This window comes from Pseudomonas saliphila (assembly GCF_008638345.1).
In the GTDB taxonomy this organism is placed as follows: Bacteria; Pseudomonadota; Gammaproteobacteria; order Pseudomonadales; family Pseudomonadaceae; genus Halopseudomonas; species Halopseudomonas saliphila.
The window spans coordinates 1-19,320 of sequence record NZ_VTVA01000022.1; the positions used below are offsets into that span (position 1 = coordinate 1).

17 protein-coding genes and 1 pseudogene are annotated in these 19,320 nt (G+C 55.9%); 8 read left to right on the plus strand and 10 right to left on the minus strand.

The window, feature by feature from the left end:
* Window positions 1-213: 213 nt before the first annotated feature.
* On the plus strand, window positions 214-1,161 hold the full coding sequence (locus FHK95_RS18005) for a ParB N-terminal domain-containing protein (RefSeq protein WP_178114841.1): 948 nt from the start codon (window positions 214-216) through the stop codon (window positions 1,159-1,161).
* A 483-nt stretch (window positions 1,162-1,644) separates the two neighbouring features.
* Entirely contained in the window at window positions 1,645-2,349 is a 705-nt protein-coding gene (locus FHK95_RS18010; RefSeq protein WP_150306033.1) for a recombinase family protein, read from the plus strand.
* Between the two features lie 51 nt (window positions 2,350-2,400).
* On the opposite strand, the gene FHK95_RS18015 is transcribed toward FHK95_RS18010, so the two are convergent.
* The 4 genes from FHK95_RS18015 to FHK95_RS18030 all read right to left on the minus strand — a co-directional run bounded on the left by FHK95_RS18015 (window position 2,401) and on the right by FHK95_RS18030 (window position 6,412).
* Window positions 2,401-3,681, minus strand: coding sequence for a DUF6538 domain-containing protein (locus tag FHK95_RS18015; protein ID WP_150306034.1), 1,281 nt, complete (start codon window positions 3,679-3,681; stop codon window positions 2,401-2,403).
* A 765-nt stretch (window positions 3,682-4,446) separates the two neighbouring features.
* The gene (locus FHK95_RS18020; RefSeq protein WP_150306035.1) at window positions 4,447-5,139 is read right to left on the minus strand and encodes an HIRAN domain-containing protein; all 693 of its coding nucleotides are present in this window, start codon (window positions 5,137-5,139) and stop codon (window positions 4,447-4,449) included.
* Complete coding sequence (locus FHK95_RS18025) at window positions 5,126-5,950, minus strand: hypothetical protein (protein ID WP_150306036.1); 825 nt, start codon at window positions 5,948-5,950, stop codon at window positions 5,126-5,128. The genes FHK95_RS18020 and FHK95_RS18025 overlap by 14 nt, the downstream gene beginning before the upstream one ends.
* A 270-nt stretch (window positions 5,951-6,220) precedes the next feature.
* Window positions 6,221-6,412, minus strand: coding sequence for a hypothetical protein (locus FHK95_RS18030; RefSeq protein ID WP_150306037.1), 192 nt, complete (start codon window positions 6,410-6,412; stop codon window positions 6,221-6,223).
* Window positions 6,413-6,903: 491 nt separating this feature from the next.
* On the opposite strand from FHK95_RS18030, the pseudogene FHK95_RS18035 reads away from it, so the two are divergent.
* Window positions 6,904-7,134: pseudogene (locus FHK95_RS18035) on the plus strand (LLM class flavin-dependent oxidoreductase); the annotation flags it as partial.
* A gap of 70 nt (window positions 7,135-7,204) precedes the next feature.
* On the opposite strand, the gene FHK95_RS18040 reads toward FHK95_RS18035, so the two are convergent.
* Window positions 7,205-8,011 (minus strand): IclR family transcriptional regulator, encoded by an 807-nt coding sequence (locus tag FHK95_RS18040; protein ID WP_150306038.1) that lies wholly within the window; start codon window positions 8,009-8,011, stop codon window positions 7,205-7,207.
* A gap of 190 nt (window positions 8,012-8,201) precedes the next feature.
* On the opposite strand from FHK95_RS18040, the gene xsc reads away from it, so the two are divergent.
* The 3 genes from xsc to FHK95_RS18055 are packed head-to-tail and all read left to right on the plus strand — an operon-like array spanning window position 8,202 to window position 11,895.
* Complete coding sequence (gene xsc, locus FHK95_RS18045; RefSeq protein WP_150306039.1) at window positions 8,202-10,022, plus strand: sulfoacetaldehyde acetyltransferase; 1,821 nt, start codon at window positions 8,202-8,204, stop codon at window positions 10,020-10,022.
* A gap of 33 nt (window positions 10,023-10,055) precedes the next feature.
* Window positions 10,056-11,129 (plus strand): phosphate acetyltransferase, encoded by a 1,074-nt coding sequence (gene pta / locus FHK95_RS18050; protein WP_206668617.1) that lies wholly within the window; start codon window positions 10,056-10,058, stop codon window positions 11,127-11,129.
* A 7-nt stretch (window positions 11,130-11,136) separates the two neighbouring features.
* The gene (locus tag FHK95_RS18055) at window positions 11,137-11,895 is read left to right on the plus strand and encodes a TSUP family transporter (RefSeq protein WP_150306040.1); all 759 of its coding nucleotides are present in this window, start codon (window positions 11,137-11,139) and stop codon (window positions 11,893-11,895) included.
* Between the two features lie 35 nt (window positions 11,896-11,930).
* On the opposite strand, the gene FHK95_RS18060 is transcribed toward FHK95_RS18055, so the two are convergent.
* From FHK95_RS18060 to FHK95_RS18075, 4 genes are all read right to left on the minus strand, one after another.
* Window positions 11,931-12,305, minus strand: a complete 375-nt coding sequence (locus FHK95_RS18060; RefSeq protein WP_150306041.1) for a Lin0512 family protein — start codon at window positions 12,303-12,305, stop codon at window positions 11,931-11,933.
* The gene (locus tag FHK95_RS18065) at window positions 12,298-12,651 is read right to left on the minus strand and encodes a Lin0512 family protein (RefSeq protein WP_150306042.1); all 354 of its coding nucleotides are present in this window, start codon (window positions 12,649-12,651) and stop codon (window positions 12,298-12,300) included. Before FHK95_RS18065 ends, FHK95_RS18060 begins: the two co-directional genes overlap by 8 nt.
* Before the next feature lie 85 nt (window positions 12,652-12,736).
* On the minus strand, window positions 12,737-14,473 hold the full coding sequence (locus FHK95_RS18070; RefSeq protein WP_150306043.1) for a cobaltochelatase CobT-related protein: 1,737 nt from the start codon (window positions 14,471-14,473) through the stop codon (window positions 12,737-12,739).
* A complete protein-coding gene (locus FHK95_RS18075; protein WP_150306044.1) occupies window positions 14,470-15,450 on the minus strand; it encodes an AAA family ATPase in 981 nt (326 codons plus the stop codon). Before FHK95_RS18075 ends, FHK95_RS18070 begins: the two co-directional genes overlap by 4 nt.
* Window positions 15,451-15,711: 261 nt before the next feature.
* Here FHK95_RS18075 and FHK95_RS18080 point away from each other — a divergent pair, with 261 nt between their 5' ends.
* Together FHK95_RS18080 and FHK95_RS18085 are read left to right on the plus strand one after the other, a co-directional pair.
* The gene (locus tag FHK95_RS18080) at window positions 15,712-16,146 is read left to right on the plus strand and encodes a nuclear transport factor 2 family protein (RefSeq protein ID WP_206668618.1); all 435 of its coding nucleotides are present in this window, start codon (window positions 15,712-15,714) and stop codon (window positions 16,144-16,146) included.
* A gap of 46 nt (window positions 16,147-16,192) precedes the next feature.
* A complete protein-coding gene (locus FHK95_RS18085) occupies window positions 16,193-17,638 on the plus strand; it encodes an NAD(P)/FAD-dependent oxidoreductase (protein ID WP_150306045.1) in 1,446 nt (481 codons plus the stop codon).
* 6 nt (window positions 17,639-17,644) lie between these two features.
* On the opposite strand, the gene pdxR is transcribed toward FHK95_RS18085, so the two are convergent.
* Window positions 17,645-19,111 carry a MocR-like pyridoxine biosynthesis transcription factor PdxR gene (gene pdxR, locus FHK95_RS18090; RefSeq protein ID WP_150306046.1) on the minus strand — a complete coding sequence of 489 codons (1,467 nt, stop codon included), beginning with the start codon at window positions 19,109-19,111 and terminating at the stop codon, window positions 17,645-17,647.
* Window positions 19,112-19,320: the final 209 nt, after the last annotated feature.

Below are 19,320 nucleotides of genomic sequence, written 5' to 3' on the forward strand. Positions count from 1 at the left end.
GGTGTGATCGCCGGTCGCTTACGGCGCTCGCTGTACCTGACTCAGTAGCTCCGCACTGGTTAAAGCTCGGCGGCACTGGAAAAGGTCGGGGAGGCGTGCTTTTGCCTCAACCGCTGAGAGGCTGAGGGATCTGCTATGGGACATTCATCCGTACAGCAGATCGAGCTATCAGCCGTTCTCACACACCCGCAGCTGCAGAACCGGAACGTGGGGATGCAGAAGTACAAAGAACATTCTGACGCCAAGCGCTACAAGAGCCATATCAAGGAGCTTCAGAGAAGCATCCGTACAGCTGGTCTACAGGTGCCGCTCAAAGTGGTCGCTGCAGAGGAAGGAGGCGATTGGAAGCTGGCCCCCGGTGCAGATCGGCCTCACTTCGAGCCTGGCCGGTATTGGTTGGTGGATGGCCACCATAGGAGGGAAGCGTTACTCGTTGAGGGTCACCAGATGGTAGCTGTGGAGATACTGCCTGGGCTTGGTTTCGAGGAAGCATTGGACGCCTGTCGTCTCTCGAACGGCCACGTTATACAGCCTATGTCGCCAGACGAGCGTACCGAGAATGCTTGGTCAGCACTCAACCAGAAGCGCGACACATACCGCCGAATGGAACTGAAACAGGCAGCGGAACTGCTGCAGGTATCTGAGCCTACCATCAAGCGATTCAGGAAGACGGTCAGGGATGACGGTATCAAGGCGGGATGGATCGATGCTGATGCTTCCCGAGACAAGCAGAAGCTGCAACTGCAGGAGTACTGGAACAAACCATCCACTCTCAGAACCCTGTCAAAGGTTCCTTGGAGGATGTACAAGCGGAGACTCCGGCAGGGCTCTGGTACGACCAGCGACGCGGCACGACGTCGGATGATCAAAATGGCAATGGTCCAGTACGGCTTCGGGACTGACGGTCGGTTTCGCCCTGAGGACCTCGTGGCAGCGTGGGTTGAACTCGGGAAGGAGGCAGATCGGGCCGATGCCCACCAGTACCTGCTCGACAAGTACAAGCCGAAGATCTCTCAACCGAAGGAGGATGACGATGATGATGATGATGGTAGCGTGCCTGTCTCTTCAGGATTCTCTGTCCATCCTGAGATACGTCAGATGGCATATCGAGGTCTGGAGATTTCAGCGATAGGCGAAGGCTTTGACGAGGGATCTGTATGAGGGGCTCCGAGAGCTCCCGTCTTGCTGGAGACACCATGATTCAAAGGGCGAGAAATTTTTCGCGATAAATCTGAGAGTGCATAAGAGAGACGAGGCTCAGGCTTGTAACCCCCGGTACCCCGGGTCTCGTCTGCTGCGTAGGCAGGCACCACCCCCACAGCTTCGCCACATCGCAGCACCGCTGGAATGGGAGAGAGCAACCAGCTGTGGTCTTGAAGCTGTTCTATTCTCCCAACCTTCCGGTCATTGTCCCTGAGATGCGGCTGGGGCAGGCGTGTTTGCAACATCATCTCGCGAAGCCACCCCGAATCTGACCTCAAGTAGGCCTGAGAGAAGCATCTGGAACTCTCCCTTGCTTTGGTGCTGGGAGAATGACCGGGAAAAAGGGAGGATAGCGATGCCGATGCATAAAAATTGACAAGCGCGTTCTTTTGTACAAAATTGAGCAACGGTCGTTCGTCGGTTATGTACAGGAGAGGATTGATGAAGGTAGTCGCGTATCAGCGAGTGTCCACGGCGCGGCAGGGAGTGAGTGGGCTGGGTCTGGAAGCACAGGGACAGGCGATCAGGGACTACGCAGCGAAGCGCGGAGCTACGGTCATCCAGTCGTTCACTGAAGTGGAAAGTGGCAAGAACAATGCGCGACCAGAGCTGACGAGGGCCTTACATCTTGCCAAGGTGACCGGAGCCACGCTGGTGATTGCTAAGCTCGACCGGCTTTCACGCAACGCCGCCTTCCTACTTACGCTTAGGGACTCGGGTGTCCGGTTCATAGCCGCAGACTTGCCAGATGCCAATGACCTCACCGTAGGTGTGATGGCGCTGGTAGCTCAGCAGGAGCGAGAGGCAACTTCAAATCGGACACGAGAAGCTCTCAGCGCTGCGAAGGCGCGAGGAGTGAAGCTGGGCAACCCGAACGGTGCAGCGGCCCTCAGGAAGGCTGACAAGGGCAACGGAGCGGCAGTCACGGCGATCAAAGCCGGGGCGGACGAGCATGCTTTGAACCTCGCGCCCGTTTTGGAAGCGCTTAGGTCTGAAGGACTCACTTCTCTCGGTGCGATAGCGGACGCCCTGAACGAGCGGGGAATGCTGACACCTCGGAACGGGAAATGGCATCGGTCGTCAGTCAGGAATCTCTTGGAGAGGCTGAAGGGAGCGAGGCAGGTGGGAGGCAGCGTTGTCAATTGAGCAGCTCTTGAACGCTCCCTGCCGGATCTCAGCTGGACAACCGATGCTGGTTCAGCTTGTGGGGTATGCGAGCAACTCCACGGCGCGTCGCTGCGTCTCTTGTACGTTACCGCCGGAGTAGAGTCCGTAGGTAAGGCCAGGTTTGTCATGACCAACGATGTCTGCGGCGAGGTTCTCCGATACATCAGCATTCTCCAACAGCGTCACCATGGTCTTGCGGATGGAGTGGAATACATGGTCCTCCGAGTAACCCAAGCGAGACTTTAAACGGCCGAAGCGTTTTCCTATAGCGTTGGATCGGTCCCCGTATTTGTTTTTTGTGAGTCCACTCAAGAGGTAGCCATCGGTCGACGTTTCGATCAACCGGTTGACGAGAGGCGCGAGCTTCGTATGAACGGGCACCTTACGAATACCTGCTTCGGTCTTGCTGTCGACGATGTTAAGCGCCTCTGTGGTGGCGTTCGCAGTTTGTAGCGAGCACAGCTCTTCGATCCGAGCCCCGGTGTACATACCTAACCAGATCAGGTCGGCAAGCTGGGCGTCTCCTTGTTCCAAGGCAGCTCTGTGCAATGCCACCACCTCCTTCGGCTTGAAGGGAACCCAGCCTTTCTTCCGTTTTCGTTGCGTGGCGTTGTCCAGTCGACGCACTGAGCGAGGGAGCTCGAAAGGCATCGGACCGGCAGAGACTTGGCGATGATCCTCGAAGTACTGCCAAAGGTTACGCCCAGCAGAAAAGATCCGCTTAACGGAGGAAGGCATGTAACCGTTTCCCCCGTCTTCCTTCGGGAGCATCAGCAGTTTCACCCACTCTCGTACCCGCTCAGGTGTGAGGGCCTCAACAGTCTCGAAATGCTTTGCGATGAGCTTCGCATCACTGAGCATCTGATCCATCGTTTTCTCTTTGAGATGCAACGTGGAGTGCCACTCGTGGAGTGACGGAGCGATAAGCGTGTGTCCAGCCAGCGCAACCCCTACCAATGCCTGGGCCTCTGCAGGGCGACCGAGTCTGTCAAGTTCTCGTGCTTTGTCTGCCACTATCCCTGAGATCACCTCGTAGAGATCGAACTCATCTGCGGCCTGCAATCTGCGGAGCTCATCGCGAACCTCCAAGGCGTAGTGCTGGATGGCTGACTCCGTTGTCTGGCCTCGCGCTTTCTCGATCTCCGCTTTCCACTCAACGACCATTGCGAACGCTCGCGCTTGCGCCATTTGCTTATCACCCGTGCCTGTACTTTTGATGAAGCGGAGCTTGTCACCGAAGTGATGCCGGACATCCTGGGGGATTGTCAGCAGGGCGTACCAGCGGTTCTTGCGGCGTTCGAGGTAACTCATAGGGCAGGCTCGTGTAGGTGTGTTTTACCACCTCAATTTACCACACCGGCGGCCGCCAAAGCTCGGTATCCTTGATTCGTGGGGGCTGCAGACCGATGAGCGGAGTGTCCCTCTCTCTCCGCCATATATAAGCTTCAAGGCCCCGTTATTCGGGGCCTTGTTGTTTCTGGAGGTCGATCGGTCCCCCATTCAGTGTCGGTGAGCTTTCTGAATACGCGCCTCCACCACGCCGTAATGGACCATGCCTGCTCGCATTGACGGAGCTGCAGTAGGCTGCACACAGGAGACTCGCAGGGCTTTTAGCTCACGGTTCGTCCGGAGTAGCATTACAGCTCGCATAAGCAGAGTACCGACATGGATATCACCCGACCCAGCCGTACTGCCAGATTCTTCGCCTTACCTTCTTTCTCGTGCTAAGCGTTTTTGCTCTGGCGCTGCTACCCGGCGACAGCGAATCAACCGAGCCTTTTTTGGCCTCTTAGCACTGGCGACGAATGCTGGCCGAGTCTTATTCGCGCTGCTTGCATTCGTCAGCCTTGCTTGGATAGCGATCAACGGCTATCGTCTCGCGCGCTGGGATTCTGGCGTTAGGAACGGCGATTGTGTCGACTGCGGTGGCAAGATGACCCAACTCTCCGGGCGGCATCGCAACTATCGCAAGTGCCCGTTCTGCCTTTAGAGGCGACGGGGGTGGTAGACGGCCCGTCTCGGGAAAGCAAGCATGAAAAAGCCCGCCGAAGCGGGCGTGAGGAGCCTAAAGGGATCCTACCTACACTGCACCAACAGGATGATTTGTGCGTGTGCCTCGCTGGATCCTGTTTTGAGCACGGTGCCGGTTACTGTCATTGCCTCCAGCATCCGGGCAAAGCCCGAGGTGACGGCTTTGTTGATGTAACCAATTCTTCCGTTCTCGCTGTGCACGGCAATCGCCTTGGGGTCGTGCTCGTTCTCCGGCTCTGGTCGAAACTTGACCTGTGTGCCCGGTTGAGGCATCTCAGATGGGCTTATCTGATACCGGACTCCCGTCAGCTCGATTAAGATATCAGCTGGCGCGGTCACGTCCGAATAGTCCGGGCACAGCTCGAAGCTGTCACTTTCCAGGCGTGCCCCGGTGTAACCGAGCAGGGCCATGTATGATCCGGTGAATTCTTCCGGAAGGCCGTATTGCGAAAGGTATCGCCCGAAATCTGCACGCTTGCGGGGTGGCAACCTGGTAGAAAAAGCATCCAGGGCATCGTCCACTGAGCTGACATTCTTCGTGAACGCTGGAAACCCAATGAAGCCTTCTTTTTCGGCTTGCTTGTAGTCATCGCTGTTTTTCGCGTAACGGAATTTTACTGTGTCTCCGTCTCTTAACAGCTCCCCGACGATACGGCGATGCCTTGGGGAGCAATCGCCAGAGTGGTGCCACACAAGAAAAAGCCGTGATGGCTCAAATATGTGGTTAATTGCGCTCATTCAGGTTTTCCATAATCAGCTGAAGCCGCCTGCTGGTAAGCCTCAAAACGAAGTCGGCTCTGTCACGGGTAAGTCTAGCATCTATCGGCATCGGCAATTCAACGAGGCGATCCAGGACGCGTTCTAGCTGGCCGAATTCAAAGTCCTTCAGCCTCTTGATAAGAAGCTGACGCACCTTTGGATTGTGCTCGGCGATGAATCGCATAGACTCCACATGGCCGATTTGCTCAAGCCTGTCCAAGGCAAATCTGATGTGGTGCGTACCCTTTGTGATGAATCCGTCGAGGCGATGGTCGGTCCAGTTGTTAAATTTATGCGGCAGCAGCTGGTAGCCTAGGCTAGTTCCATTATCGAACCACGGCGCAAACTGGAGTCTTATACTGAAGTTCTCCTTCTTCCGGCGCGCCACGCTTTTGGAATTTGGAGACAAGTTGACCAGGTACCCCCAGTTCTCCTGATGCCGGTCGGTATTCCCGATTACGCAATCGAACAGCATCATCGACCAAAAATCGAAGATTTGGTTGTCGCCGATGAATTCCTTGTTCAATTGCATCGCTGTCTGCAGGTTGTGCTGAGCGCCTTTTTCTTTATCAAAATTCCGTATGTCGCGATAGAAAAAATACCCGGCTGCATAAAACATATCCACGCCAGGCTCATAGAACCATTCGCTCAGTGACCCACACTCGCCGGTGAGGGAATCATAAGCGGCGTGCGCAGGAGGGACCGGCACATTGAGCAACAGGCCTATTTGGTACGCGATAAGCTCACACCAGAATTGCTCTGGATATCGAGGGTCTGAGAGCTTAAACATGTACTGCCAGTCAGGCTTGATGACATGCTGCACAGGCTGAGCGGGCGATATGACGATCCTTTTGGGCCGAGCACCTTCCGGATATGCCTCGGAAAACTCAAAGTGCCGCCCCCAATCGCATACGTCTATCGGATTCCACTGTATCATCGGGTGCCTATTAGTCTCGCATGCAAGCTATTGCAGCTCGATTTAAAATGAGCCGACTGCGATGGTTGCGATGGTCAATCTTGCTCACGAAGGAGTTGATCGAATGGCCGATTTGAGTCCGCCTCACCAGTTGCAGCCCCGCCTGATATCGGTAATTGCGCTACCCGTCCCAGATACATCGCACACCGCCATTACCGGGCTCTCGCTATAGGGAGTAACGTAATGGCAGCTTGCTGCCTGAGTATGCTTTGCCTCCCAGCCGGTGATGCCGGCCAGGTTAGCATTGCTGGTGGTGGAGAACGCTTGATATTCCATGGGTGTCTTCCTTGAATACTTAGCTTACAGTTTTACCGGGCCGATAAACATGCATCCTCCTTGCTTCTTCAGCCAGCGAGAATGTATCACCGAAGATGAGCGGCGTCACCGATCCGGACCGGACAGTCACGGGTGGGCTCACAAGCGTTGCCAATTTTTCTTCGATTCTCGCGCCACGTCGATCGTAATGTTCAACAAACTCCACACAAGGACGTCCCTTTGAAGTTGCCCATCGTGAAAAAGGAAGCACTAGACCGTGCGTTGGAGGTGTTCGATCTGCAAATTCGCAACAAATCCGAGTGGGAGGCTTGGGAAAGAAATCAAGCTCACCGATACGCTATCCAAGCCAATGGTTTGCTCTACCCGGCAAAAAAATCGTCTCTCTCACAAAATTGGGGTCAGATGACGACCCCAATTACTCTTTTAAGCGCAAAAAAAAAGAGGGCGCAATGCGCCCTCTGATTAGCCACTTATGGAGTGATCGGTTTTGCCACTGCACCATGGTGGGTACGCCGCAGCAGATTGCGGACAGGATGGAGCACTGGTTTAACAACGAAGGCGCTGCCGGGTTCAACCTGATGCCGCCGTCGCTACCCTCGGGTATTGAAGACTTTATCGAACAGGTGGTGCCAGAGTTGCAGCGTCGCTGGCTATTCCGCACCGCCTACCAGGGCAGTACTCTGCGCGAGCATCTAGGCTTGGCACGCCCTGATAAGTCCTGAACAGGGGGCAGGCCGCTGCAACAAAAAAGCCGCATTCGGATGCGGCTTTTTCGTATCTTGTTGTTCCGGCTCAGGCGGTTTCGACTGCCGGCACGCCTTCCTGGCAAATCGCCGCAATTGCATCTGCGGCGCGCCTCAAGGCCGGTAGGTAGCTCAATGCTTGTTCGCGATTCACCCGCATAATCGGCGCCTGCATGGCCACACCGATGTTAGACACCCCTGTGGGGTTAGACGCCAGCACTGCAATGCACAACAGCCCGGGCAAGAATTCTTCATCGTCAAACGCGTAACCCTGCTGCTTGACGGTTTCAATCTCCCGTTCCAAAGCCTGATGGTCGGTGAGGGTGTTGTGGGTGAACTGTTTCAGCGGAATATCAGCCAATAGGCGGCGGCGCTGGGATGGCGCCATTTGAGCCAGAAACAGTTTGCCGCTGGCAGAGCAGTGCACCGGCACTCGCGATCCCGGATGCAAATAAAATCGCAAGGGTGCCGGTGTTTCAACCCGATCCAGATACAGAATTTCGCCCCCAGACAGCGCGGTGATGTTGCAGCTTTCACCTATATCGTCCACCAGCGAGGTGAGTATGGCGTGACGCGCACCGCGAACGGTGTCGTTCAGTAATAGATTTTCCGCCAGCCGGCGTAAACGCACCCCGCGACTGTAATGGCGGCCGTCGGCTTCGCGTTGCAGCATGCCCAACGTCTCAAGCTGTTGCAGCATGCGATGGAGGGTGGGCTTGGGCATACCTGTTTCTTCGACCATGCCTTGCAACGTGAAGAACTGATCTTTCTCTGAAATGACTTCCAGTAACGTGAGTAAACGTTGCGCCGGCGTGTCGCCTTCCAGACGATTCGCCTCCGATTGAACCGTGCTCATAGTGTGATCTCCTTAATGGTGCCGACTATGTTTTATTTCGAAAAATAAAGCAATTTGTATGATTTTCTGAAATCTATGTTGACGGTGCACTCCGATCCGTCTAGATTCGGTTGTATTCCGTTTTCCGGAATGAAATACACTATAAAATGAATTCTAGGCGAGATGCCTGGCACTACTCCGGAGATAACCCATGAGTACACCCAACAACACAGATAATCGGCAAGTCGTTGAAGGCAAGCAGAAGATGACGCCTTCCGAAGCGTTTGTTGAAACGCTGGTCGCCAACGGCGTAACCGACATGTTCGGCATCATGGGCTCGGCCTTTATGGACGCCATGGACATTTTTGCCCCGGCCGGCATTCGCCTGATTCCTGTTGTTCACGAGCAGGGTTCGGCCCACATGGCTGATGGATACGCTCGTGTATCTGGCCGTCACGGTGTCCTGATTGGCCAGAACGGCCCAGGTGTATCCAATAGCGTGACTGGTATTGCGGCGGCGTTCTGGGCGCACAGCCCGGTGGTTATTATCACCCCCGAAACCGGCACCACCGGCATTGGCCTGGGCGGTTTCCAGGAGTGTAACCAGCTGCCTATGTTTCAGGAGTTTGTAAAATACCAGGGACACGTAACCCATCCGTCGCGTATGGCCGAGTACACCGGTCGTTGTTTTGACCGCGCCATGTCGGATATCGGGCCAACCCAGCTCAACATTCCCCGCGACTACTTTTACGGTGAAATCGAAGCCGAGATTCCCAAGCCGGCACGCCTGGATCGTGGTCCCGGTGGCGCCAAGAGTCTGGATGAAGCCGCTGAAATGCTGGCTAACGCGCGTTTCCCGGTCATTGTTTCGGGTGGTGGTGTGGTTATGGCCGACGGCGTTGAGGCTTGTGCAGCTCTGGCTGAGCGCCTTGGCGCGCCGGTTGTTAACAGCTACCAGCACAACGACTCGTTTCCCGCCAGCCACCCGCTGTGGTGTGGCCCCCTAGGCTATCAGGGCTCTAAAGCCGGTATGAAACTGATGGCTCAGGCCGACGTGGTACTAGCACTCGGCACACGCCTTGGGCCGTTTGGCACCCTGCCACAGCACGGTATGGACTACTGGCCGAAAGATGCCAAAATAATCCAGATTGACGCTGACTATAAAATGTTGGGTCTGGTGAAAAAGATTGCTGTTGGCATCTGTGGCGATGCGAAAGACGCAGCCAATGCGTTGATCGAGCGTCTACAGGGCCGCGACCTGGTAAGCGATGCGACTCGCGACGAGCGCGCTGATCTAATTGCTAAAGAAAAAGCCGCCTGGGAAAAAGAACTGGACGAGTGGACTCACGAAACCGATCCATTCAGCTTGGATGCTATTGAAGAGGCCAAGAGCGAAACACCGTTTTCCGGCGGTTCCTACCTGCATCCGCGCCAAGTCCTGCGCGAGCTTGAAAAAGCCATGCCAGCCGACGTTATGGTGTCTACCGATATTGGTAACATCAACGCGGTAGCCCACAGCTATCTGCGCTTCGAGCGGCCACGCAGCTTTTTTGCACCAATGAGCTTCGGTAACTGCGGTTATGCATTTCCGACCATCATGGGCGCCAAAGTGGCTGCCCCTGAGCGCCCGGCTATTGCCTACACCGGCGACGGTGCCTGGGGAATGAGCCTGATGGAAACCATGACCGCGGTTCGGCACGACATCCCGGTAACGGTTGTTGTATTCCATAACCGCCAATGGGGCGCCGAAAAGAAGAATCAGGTTGAATTCTATAACCGCCGCTTTGTGGCTGGTGAGCTCGACAACCAGAGCTTCGCTGAAATCGGACGTGCCATGGGTGCCGAAGGCATCACCGTAGACAACCTGGAAGACGTAGGTCCGGCGCTGAAGAAAGCGATTAGCATGCAGATGAATGAGGGTAAGACCACCATCATCGAGATCATGTGTACTCGCGAGCTGGGTGACCCGTTCCGTCGCGATGCATTGAAGAAGCCAGTGCGTCTGCTTGAGAAATATCAGGACTATGTCTAACGCATAGCGTTCCGTTAGAACTTACCCCCGGCTTTGTCGGGGGTTTTACGTTATGTCGCCTTTTTAGGTAACCAGGCAGGTATTATGAAAGCCCTGAACCAGATCTTACTCAGTGCAAAGCAATCGCCAAGGCGTATTGTCTTGTGCGAAGCAGATGATGAGCGTGTATTGCGCGGCGCCGCGAAAGCCGCTGAAGCCGGCATTGCGCGGGTCATTATGGTCGCCGCAGCGGATACTATTGCTGCAACAGCGGCACGGTGTGGTGTTGATGCCTCGCCAATTGAAGTGGTGGATCCCGCCAGTTCGCCGTTAACGAAAAGCCTCGCGCAAGCGTTGCACGCACTGCGCGAGGGAAAAGGCATGACTCGTGAACAGGCCGATGCCAGCGTGCTGGAACCCCTATGTTTCGCCAATATGATGGTGCGCGAGGGCTACGCTGATGGCTCTGTGGCCGGTGCAGTCAATACCACCGCCGATGTGGTGCGCAGCGCCATCCAGATTCTCGGACTCGCGCCGGGTACCACTCTTGTATCCAGTTTCTTTCTGATGATGATGTGCAAACCTTTTCACAACCTGAAAGGCGGCATGATCTTCTCCGATTGCGGTCTGGTGATTGACCCAGACGCCACTGAGTTAGCGCAGATCGCCTTGGCTGCGGCCGACAGCGCGGAAGTGCTGCTGGGTGAAGAACCTCGCATTGCTATGCTGTCGTTTTCCACCAGCGGCAGTGCCCGACATGAGCACGTCGACAAGGTTCGCTCCGCGGCCCAGGATGTGAAGCGTCAGCGACCGGGCATTGCCATTGATGAAGATGTACAGTTGGATGCGGCGATTGTGGCCGACATTGCGGAGCGCAAATTGCCGGATTCAAAAGTGAAAGGCAAAGCCAACGTCCTTATTTTCCCTACCTTGGAAGCGGGCAATATCGGCTACAAGCTGGCGGAGCGGATAGGCGGCGCGGAAGCCATCGGGCCATTGTTGCAGGGCCTGAACAAACCCGCCAATGATCTGTCGCGGGGTTGCAGTGTGGACGATATTTATCACGTGATTGCGGTGACAACGGTGCAAGCCCAGGCTGCCGAACAGCGCGCTGGCGCTGTAGCTTGATGCCGCTATGAGTATGTTGCTAGACATACCCTGGCTGTTTTTGCTAATTGCCGCCTTCGCTGGTTACTTTCAAACCGTCACCGGCTTTGGGCTGGGCATGATTGTGATGGGGCTTGCCGGTGGCTTGGGCATCGCCCCAATTACTTCGGTGGCTGCGGTGATCAGCCTGATGACTTTAGTTAATTGTATGGTCGCCTTGCCGGGGCGTTTGCATCACGTTTACTGGCCTTCAGTGAGAGTTGCGGCTCTGGCAATTGTGCCGTCTATTATGACCGGCGTGCTGCTGCTGAACTATCTCAGCGCCAGTGCTTCGCTGATTGTGCGCGTGCTGTTGGGTATGGTGATTATTTACGGAGCCGTCGGGTTGCTGTTGAAGCCAGGCATGCAGGCAGAAGTGGCGGGGAAGGCGAGCTTTGCGGTGTTTGGTGGCCTGTCGGGATTTTTGGGTGGGCTGTTCGGTATTGCGGGGCCACCGCTGATTTATCACTATTATCGCCAGCCACTGGAACCTATCTGCATCCGCAACACCCTGATTTTGTTGTTTGCGGTTACCTCTGGGGTGCGTACGCTGTTTGTCATAAGTCAGGGTCAGATGAACGCGGAGATTCTGCTACTCACCGCCTGGGCATTTCCGCTGGTCGCTATAGCGACTTGGCTGGGGCGGCGCTGGCCGCCACCGTTGTCGGCTAATGCCATGCGGCGCCTGGTGTTTGTGTTGTTGCTACTGATCGGGGTATTGCTGCTGATAGCTGGTTTGTTGCCCTGAGTCGTCGGGGCAAGAACCTGCCAGCGCAACTTACTTTAGCTGACGGGCGCCGACAGCTTCCAAGCACCGGGTTGAATCGGCAGAAAGGCCGCCACTGCTGCAGTGGCGATCACGTGGGTGGTGTTATTGTCTGGATCATGCACGTTCAAGCCGCCATGAACGGCTTTGACCTGCGCCCGGCCACGGGGCAATTCGGCGGCGACCACGTTGCAATCCACTTTCTCAGGATGCTGTACGCCAATAGTGACTTCTACCCGCATCTGCAGGTGATCGTAGCCCAGGGTTTTTATCAGCACCAACGAAGAATGGCGTAGGGCATCCTGTACCGCCCGGCAAGCGGCTTTGGTGTAATCCTCGCCATACAGCGAATTGCTGCTGCCCATTTCCAGAATAATGCGCTGCTCAGTCATCCCTAGGCTCCATATCAAAAGACACAATAATGGCGACATTGGCGATCACGCTGGTGCTGCTACCATCGGGCTTGCTGATATCTAGCCCACCTCTAGTGACGGTGATGCTTGGCTTGCCGTAGGGGAATATGCCCAGCAATACCTCGGTATTCACCTGTTCCGGTTTTTGTACGCCAATTTCCACATCAATCAGCATGGCTTCCCGGGGAAAGCCGAAAGCGCCGGCCACGTTCACCGAATTGTGCCACAGCGCATCGCGAATGCCGCGAGCGCAGGCCTCGGTGTAGTCGCGGCTGCGAATAGAGGTGCCCATGCCAAATTGGTGCACCACGCGGGTTTTTGCCATAAAACGAATCCTCGGTGAGTCTACCTTCGTGCTGTCCGCCGCCACTGCTCCAACCGCTGGCGCAGTTGGCAGTGACAGGCAGCGGTTAACGGCGCCTGCGGTGGCCGATCAGCTTTACAATTTCCTCAAACAGATGGTTGTCCAGCGCCTGGGACATGTCCGTGGCTAGGCAGTGGCGGTAAAACGGGCTCAAGTCCAGGCCCACACCCAACCCCAGGATCTCAATCTCACCCTGGCGCTCACGCCGGGCCAGCACTTCTTTCAAATGGTTGTCTAAATAGAAGGCGTCGTTGGCTAGGTTGGTGGCGCTGTCGGCCGGGCAGCCGTCTGAAATCACGATCAGAATTTTGCGAGCTTCGCTGCGTGCCAGCAGGCGGTTACAGGCCCAGTCGACCGCTTCGCCGTCGATGCCTTCGCGGTACATGTCGCCTTTGAGCAGCGCGGCAATGTCGCGACGGCTGCGGCGCCAGCCCCGGTCGGCCTGTTTGAATATCAGGTGGCAGGTTTCATTCAGCCGGCCAGGATAGGCCGGGCGGCCCTGGCGCATCCATTCGCGATAGGGTTTGCCGCCGTTCCAGGCGTTGGTGGTAAAGCCCAGCAGTTCACTGCTGGCGCCAATCATATCCAGAGCGCGAATCAAGGTGTCGGCCAGCATAGCGACCGGCTCACTCTGGTGGCGCATAGAGCCGGAGCAGTCAATCAGAATGCTTACCACGCAATCGGCCACCGGTTTTTGCCGTTCCTGGTAGAACAGCCGGCGTTCGGTGGGTGAGCTCACCAATTGCGCGAGGCGGCGGCCATCAATGCGGCCTTCTTCCTGGCCGTAAAGCCAGTCATCGCGTTGCCAAGTGGCCAATACCGCCGCCAGTTGGCGCGCGACGCGCTGCACATTGATGCCCTGTTCAGCGATGCCTGCGTCCAAGCGCGCACGGTACTCGTCCAGCAGGGCGGCACGCACTAGGCCGGCTGCGGATACCTCGCGGTCGTGGACGACGGTGTAAACGTTATAGCCTTGTTGATTTTCGCCAAAGGCCTTACTGGTGCCGCTGCGGGCGCTGGCAAAACCATTGTCGTCATCGCCGTCCTGGTCAAAATCTAGCAACAGGGAAAAGCCTTTGTGTTCGTCTTCGTCGTCATCTCTACTATCGTTATTGTCGGCGCTCTGGCCGGCGCGTTGCGCTTCCACAATGTTATCAATCAGCTCGGCGATGGCCAGGGCGTGGGGAATGTACGCGCCTTGGTCGTGTCGGTTGCGGCGTAATCCGGCTAATGCAGTGCCCATGGACGACGCCAGAGAAAAGCGCGTGCTTTCAATGAAGTCTTCGGTTTCTTCCAGCACTTGACAAGCGTTCAGTCTAGCCCAGCACATCTGGGCTACGGTGTATAGAAGGATGCCGCTACTGCTTTCAGCGCTTCCGGAGTTATAGAAATCATGGGACCAGCGCTCAAAGCGCTGCCCTAGGTTGGCGGCCATGCCGGTAAGCTCAGCCGGAACCATGGCTTCTACCCGTAATTGTTCCAGCAGTTCATAAACCAGGCGCGCAATGGGTTTTAGCGGGCGATGAGCTTTATGCAGTTGGCTATCGCTGTAAATTAGACTCAGGGCCATGCCGTCGGCTGCGGCGCGACAGTCGGCAAATGGCGCAACCGCGGTGTCAATGCGGTGGTGGGGCGCGTGCATGGGTAGCTTGTGTTCGCCCTGGTGCAATTGTTTGCCCCGAAAATGCAAATCCGGCTCGCCACTGATAGCTCTGATTGACGCTGCGCACAGTTCCTCCACCCGTTGCTGGCGGCGCGCCTGCTGCTGGGCGGTGGTGTTCATGCCCCGAACGACTCGTGCAGCCAGGATTCGTCCAGCTCTTCTGCAAAACAGCGCTGGAAGTATTCGGCCACAATCGGGCGCTCAGCATCGTCGCATTTGTTGAGGAACGACAGGCGAAAGGCCAGCGCCGGATTGCGGAAAATCTCGCAGTTTTCGGCCCAGGTAATCACCGTGCGGGGCGACATCAGAGTGGAGATGTCGCCGGCGGCAAAGCCTTTGCGGGTCAGGTCGGCTACGCTCACCATGGCATCGATCAGCTTGCGCCCTTTTTCGCTGTCTTTCTCCGGCACGCGCGCGAGCACTATTGCGGCTTCTTCTCTTGCGCTGAGGTAATCCAGTTTGGCGACAATATTCCAGCGGTCGATCTGGGCGTGGTTGAGTACTTGGGTGCCCTGGTACATGCCGGACATATTGCCGAGCCCAACGGTGTTAGCGGTGGCGAACAGGCGGAAATAAGGATGCGGCTGAATAATCCGATTCTGGTCCAGCAGTGAAAAGTGCCCATCGCGCTCCAGAATGCGCTGGATGACAAACATGACATCCGGCCGCCCGGCATCGTACTCGTCGAAGATCAGCGCGATGGGGCGCTGTAGTGACCAGGGCACAATGCCTTCCTGAAATTCAGTGACTTGCACGCCGTCGCGTACCACGATGGTGTCTTTACCCACTAAATCCAGACGGCTGATGTGGCCGTCAAGATTCACTCGCAGGCACGGCCAGTTCAAGCGCGCCGCCACTTGTTCAATGTGGGTGGACTTGCCGGTACCGTGCAGGCCTTGAACCATTACCCGGCGGTTACGGGTAAAGCCGGCCAGGATCGCCAGGGTCACATCCGGATTGAAACGATAAGCTTCGTCGACCTCTGGGACGTATTCGTTGCGCTCGCTGAAGGCGGGTACCTTAAGGTCGCTGTCGATGCCAAAGAGTTCGCGTACCGAACGTAGGGTATCGGGCTTGATACCTTGCAAGTCTGTCATCTGTGTGTCCTCGGGCCGACAAGACGTTCATCACAACATTGTGAGCCCTTACATTGCGTTATTTGTAAGGTCGATAGACTAACTCGCCAAAAAAAATATTAAAAGCGGAACGTCATGTTTCATTTTATAAAAAAGTGAATGAGGTTAAATGCCGTTGTCGGGTTGGCGCCGGTGTTGATTCTGGCCCAAACGGTGTGTTGCAACTGGCGCTAATGGTGATGCACGCCACAGAGTAGGCTTGTTGTTGCTGGTACGCATCCCATGCCTATGGGCCTGAATAACAATGACATTTTCTTTTTAAGTGGAGTTTTTATGAGCCATCCTACCGTTGCCTTTCTTCAAGCATTCAGCGATGCCCTTAACAACCACGACATCGACGCCGTAATGGACATGATGACTGATGACTGCGTGTTCAACGCCGTGGCAGGGCCGGAAGTTCAGGGCAAGAGCTTTGTCGGACAGACGGAAGTGCGCCAAGGCCTTGAAGCCGCCTGGAAAAATGCGCCAGATGCCTGCTGGGTCGATGGCGTGTATCACGTGGTTGGTGATAGGGGCTTTACTGAGAGCACTTACAAGGGAACCGCCAAAGATGGCGCGCGCACCGAAGCACGCATGATCGATGTATTCATCTTTCGCAATGGAAAAATCGCCGTGAAGAACGCATTTCGGAAGAATCGCCCTCCTGTTAATGGCTGAGACTTCCTGCTCTGAACCGAGGTTATTCGATCGCGAGGAACCGGTCATGGAATCTGTAGAACTGAATAATAAAACCGATACAACTAACGGGCAGCGTACTCCACCTTCGTCGGCTTACGACCCGTCTTACGACCCGTTGAAAAATCCAACTCCGGGTGTCGGCCGCGATTACGCGCCCACCTACTGGATTGGGACCGCGGGCGAACCACCGGAAGACGACGGCCCGATTCAGAGCAATGTAGACGCTGACGTGGTGATCGTGGGTGCCGGTTTCACCGGCCTCACAACTGCTATTTTTCTGGCCCAAAATTACGGTATTAAGGCCATTGTACTAGAAGCCAACCGCACTAGCTGGGGCTGTTCTACCCGTAACGGAGGACAGGCCCAATGTGCTACCGGGCGCTTGAAACGGTCGCAGTGGATTGACCGCTACGGTCTGAAAACCGCGCACAAGCTGCATCAGGAATGCCTGGACGGCATGGCAACGTTTAAAGAACTGATCAAGGATATTGATTGCGAGCCACAGCATGGAGGCCATCTTTATATCGCGCACCGCGACAGGCAGATGCCAATTCTGGAAAAAGAAGCCAAACTGCTCCGCGAAACTTTCAATTACGACGCCCGCATCATGGACGCCGAAACGGTGAAGCGTGACTGGTTTGGTGATCAGGAAGCAGCGGGCGCGATGCACGAGCCAGAGGGTATTGGCATTCACGCCGGCAAACTAGCGTTTGGCTACCATCGAAAAGCCCGCGCACTGGGTGTGAAGATTCACCCGGCCAGCCCGGTCCAAGGCTGGGAAACCCGCGATGGAGTGCATTATCTGAGAACACCTGGTGGCGTAGTGAAGGCCCGTGCGGTGGGTATGGCCACTGGTGGCTACACCTCCCAGACCTTGCATCCGCAGCTGAAGAACCGCCTACTGCCGATTTTGTCCAATTCGATTGTGACCCGTAAGCTCACAGACGATGAAATAAAAGCGTGCAACATGCACACCCGACAGGTGATTACCGATACCCGGATACTGCGCCACTACTATCGCCTGCTGCCAGACAATCGTTTGCAGATTGGTAGTCGCAGCGCCATTACCGGCCGCGATGCACCGCAGGGCAAGTACAAAGATATGCTGGTCCGAGATATGGAGCGCAAGTTCCCGCTGCTAAGGGGGATTGGGCTGGACTATTCCTGGTGGGGCTGGGTGGATGTCAGCCACGATATGATGCCGCGTATTTTCCAGGCCAACCCGAAAGAGACGATATATTATGCGTTGGGCTATGGTGGCAACGGGGTCATGTACTCGGCACAGGCTGGCAAGCGCATGGCCCAGCTGATTGCCGGCGACAAGACCGGAATGGGCATGCCGATTTTCGAGTCTAGGTTGCCATACCCCAATGTTAAGGAAATGGTGGAATCGCAGACGTTTGCACCGTTCCGTCGCTTTGGCCAGAGCTTCCTCTATCGCTGGTACGCCTTCAAAGACGAGCGCGTGTAAAGCGGATCAGCGCTCGCGCATTGCTTCCGGTAATAGTCGAGCCAGGCGTTCAAGGCCAGGCTCGATTTTATCTTCCTCAATAGCGGAAAAGCCCAGTCGCAGGTACCCGCTGCACGCTCGATCGAAATAATGAATATCCCCACACTCAATCAATATGCTCTGCTTTCTGGCCAGCGCCTGTAACTTCCGGAAATCCAGACCTTCGGGCGCCTTCAGCCAGAAGCTGGTGCCGCCGATATTTGACGCCGTGGTGAACCCGGGCAGGTGAGTTTGTAAGGCTTCGCTCATGCGCTGCCAGCGCAGTTTAAAGGTGCGGTGAATCTGGCGCAGCAGCACATCGTGATAGCCTCGCTCCAAAAACAGCGCCAGCGCGCGTTGGTTGTTGGTTGGCGGGTGGCGCAACATCAGCCGGCGGATAGCACGGGCCTCCCGAATAAGCGTTGGGTGAGCCACCATATAACCCAGTCGAAGGCCTGGTGACAGGGTTTTTGACAGGCTGCCCACATAGATGACCCGGTCGTGACGGTCCAGGCTTTTTAGCGCCGGCGTCGGGTTGCTTTGATAATTGGTCTCGCTGTCATAATCGTCTTCTATGATCAGAAAGTTATTCATTTCTGCGAGGTCCAGCAGTTGTCGACGCCGTTCCAGAGGCATGGTGGCGCCGGTCGGGCTTTGGTGACTGGGGGTTACATACACCAGCTGGCAATCGCTGAGGCTGTCGTCTGGCCGCATCCCCTGTGCATCTACTGGTAACAGTTGAATGTCGTCCGTCAGTAGGCTGGCGATGTTGTGCATATCCACATAACCCGGATGTTCCATGCCAAAGCGCCGGCCCGGTTTCAGTAACAGCTGAGCTACCGTCCACAGCGCTTGCTGAGTGCCCACGGTTATCAGGATCTGTTCCGGCTTGGCCCATACCCCGCGCCGGGGCAGCAGGCGGGTGCGAATCTGTTCGATCAGTAGCGGGTCGTCTTCGCTAAAGTGGTCTACCGACCAGCTGCGAATAGCCTGCACGCTCAGGGAGTCGCGGCTGCATTCACGCCAGTGCTGGGTGGGGAACAAGCTAGGGTCCAGCTGGCCATACACAAACGGGTATTCGTAGCGATGCCAGTCGGTGGGCTTGCGAATGCTTTGCTGGCGCGAAGGGCGGGCCGTTAACAGGGTTTCCCAGGGCATGGGGTCGGCGTCGATGTCGTTCAGCCGCATTGGTCTTTCAGCTCGGCCTTCCAGCACATCGGCGTTTACAAAATAGCCGCTGCGGCTTTTGGATATCAGATAGCCGTCGTCCAGCAGCTGATCATAGGCCAAAACCACGGTATTGCGTGCAATCTTCAGTTCATCCGCCAGTTTGCGGCTGGAGGGCAGGGCTTTATTCAGAGGAATCTGGCCGTCGAGAATGGCATTGGCGATCTGTTCTCGCAGCTGGCGTTGCAGGCTCTCTGGTAGTTTCGGATCCAAATGGAAAAGCAGCATGGCATCTAAGCTCTGTTTTTTCAGAGAATGTGAACAAGTCTTAATCATCGCACTATAGATTAAATGAAGCGGTCCACGAACCTCATCTTACCGCCTTCCAGAAGCTAAGCGTTGCGCTAGAAGGTCGATGATAATCTACCAACTCACATCCATCCTTCAGAAAAATTGAATCGGATAGGGCCTTATGCGTGATTCCACCCAAGGGAGCA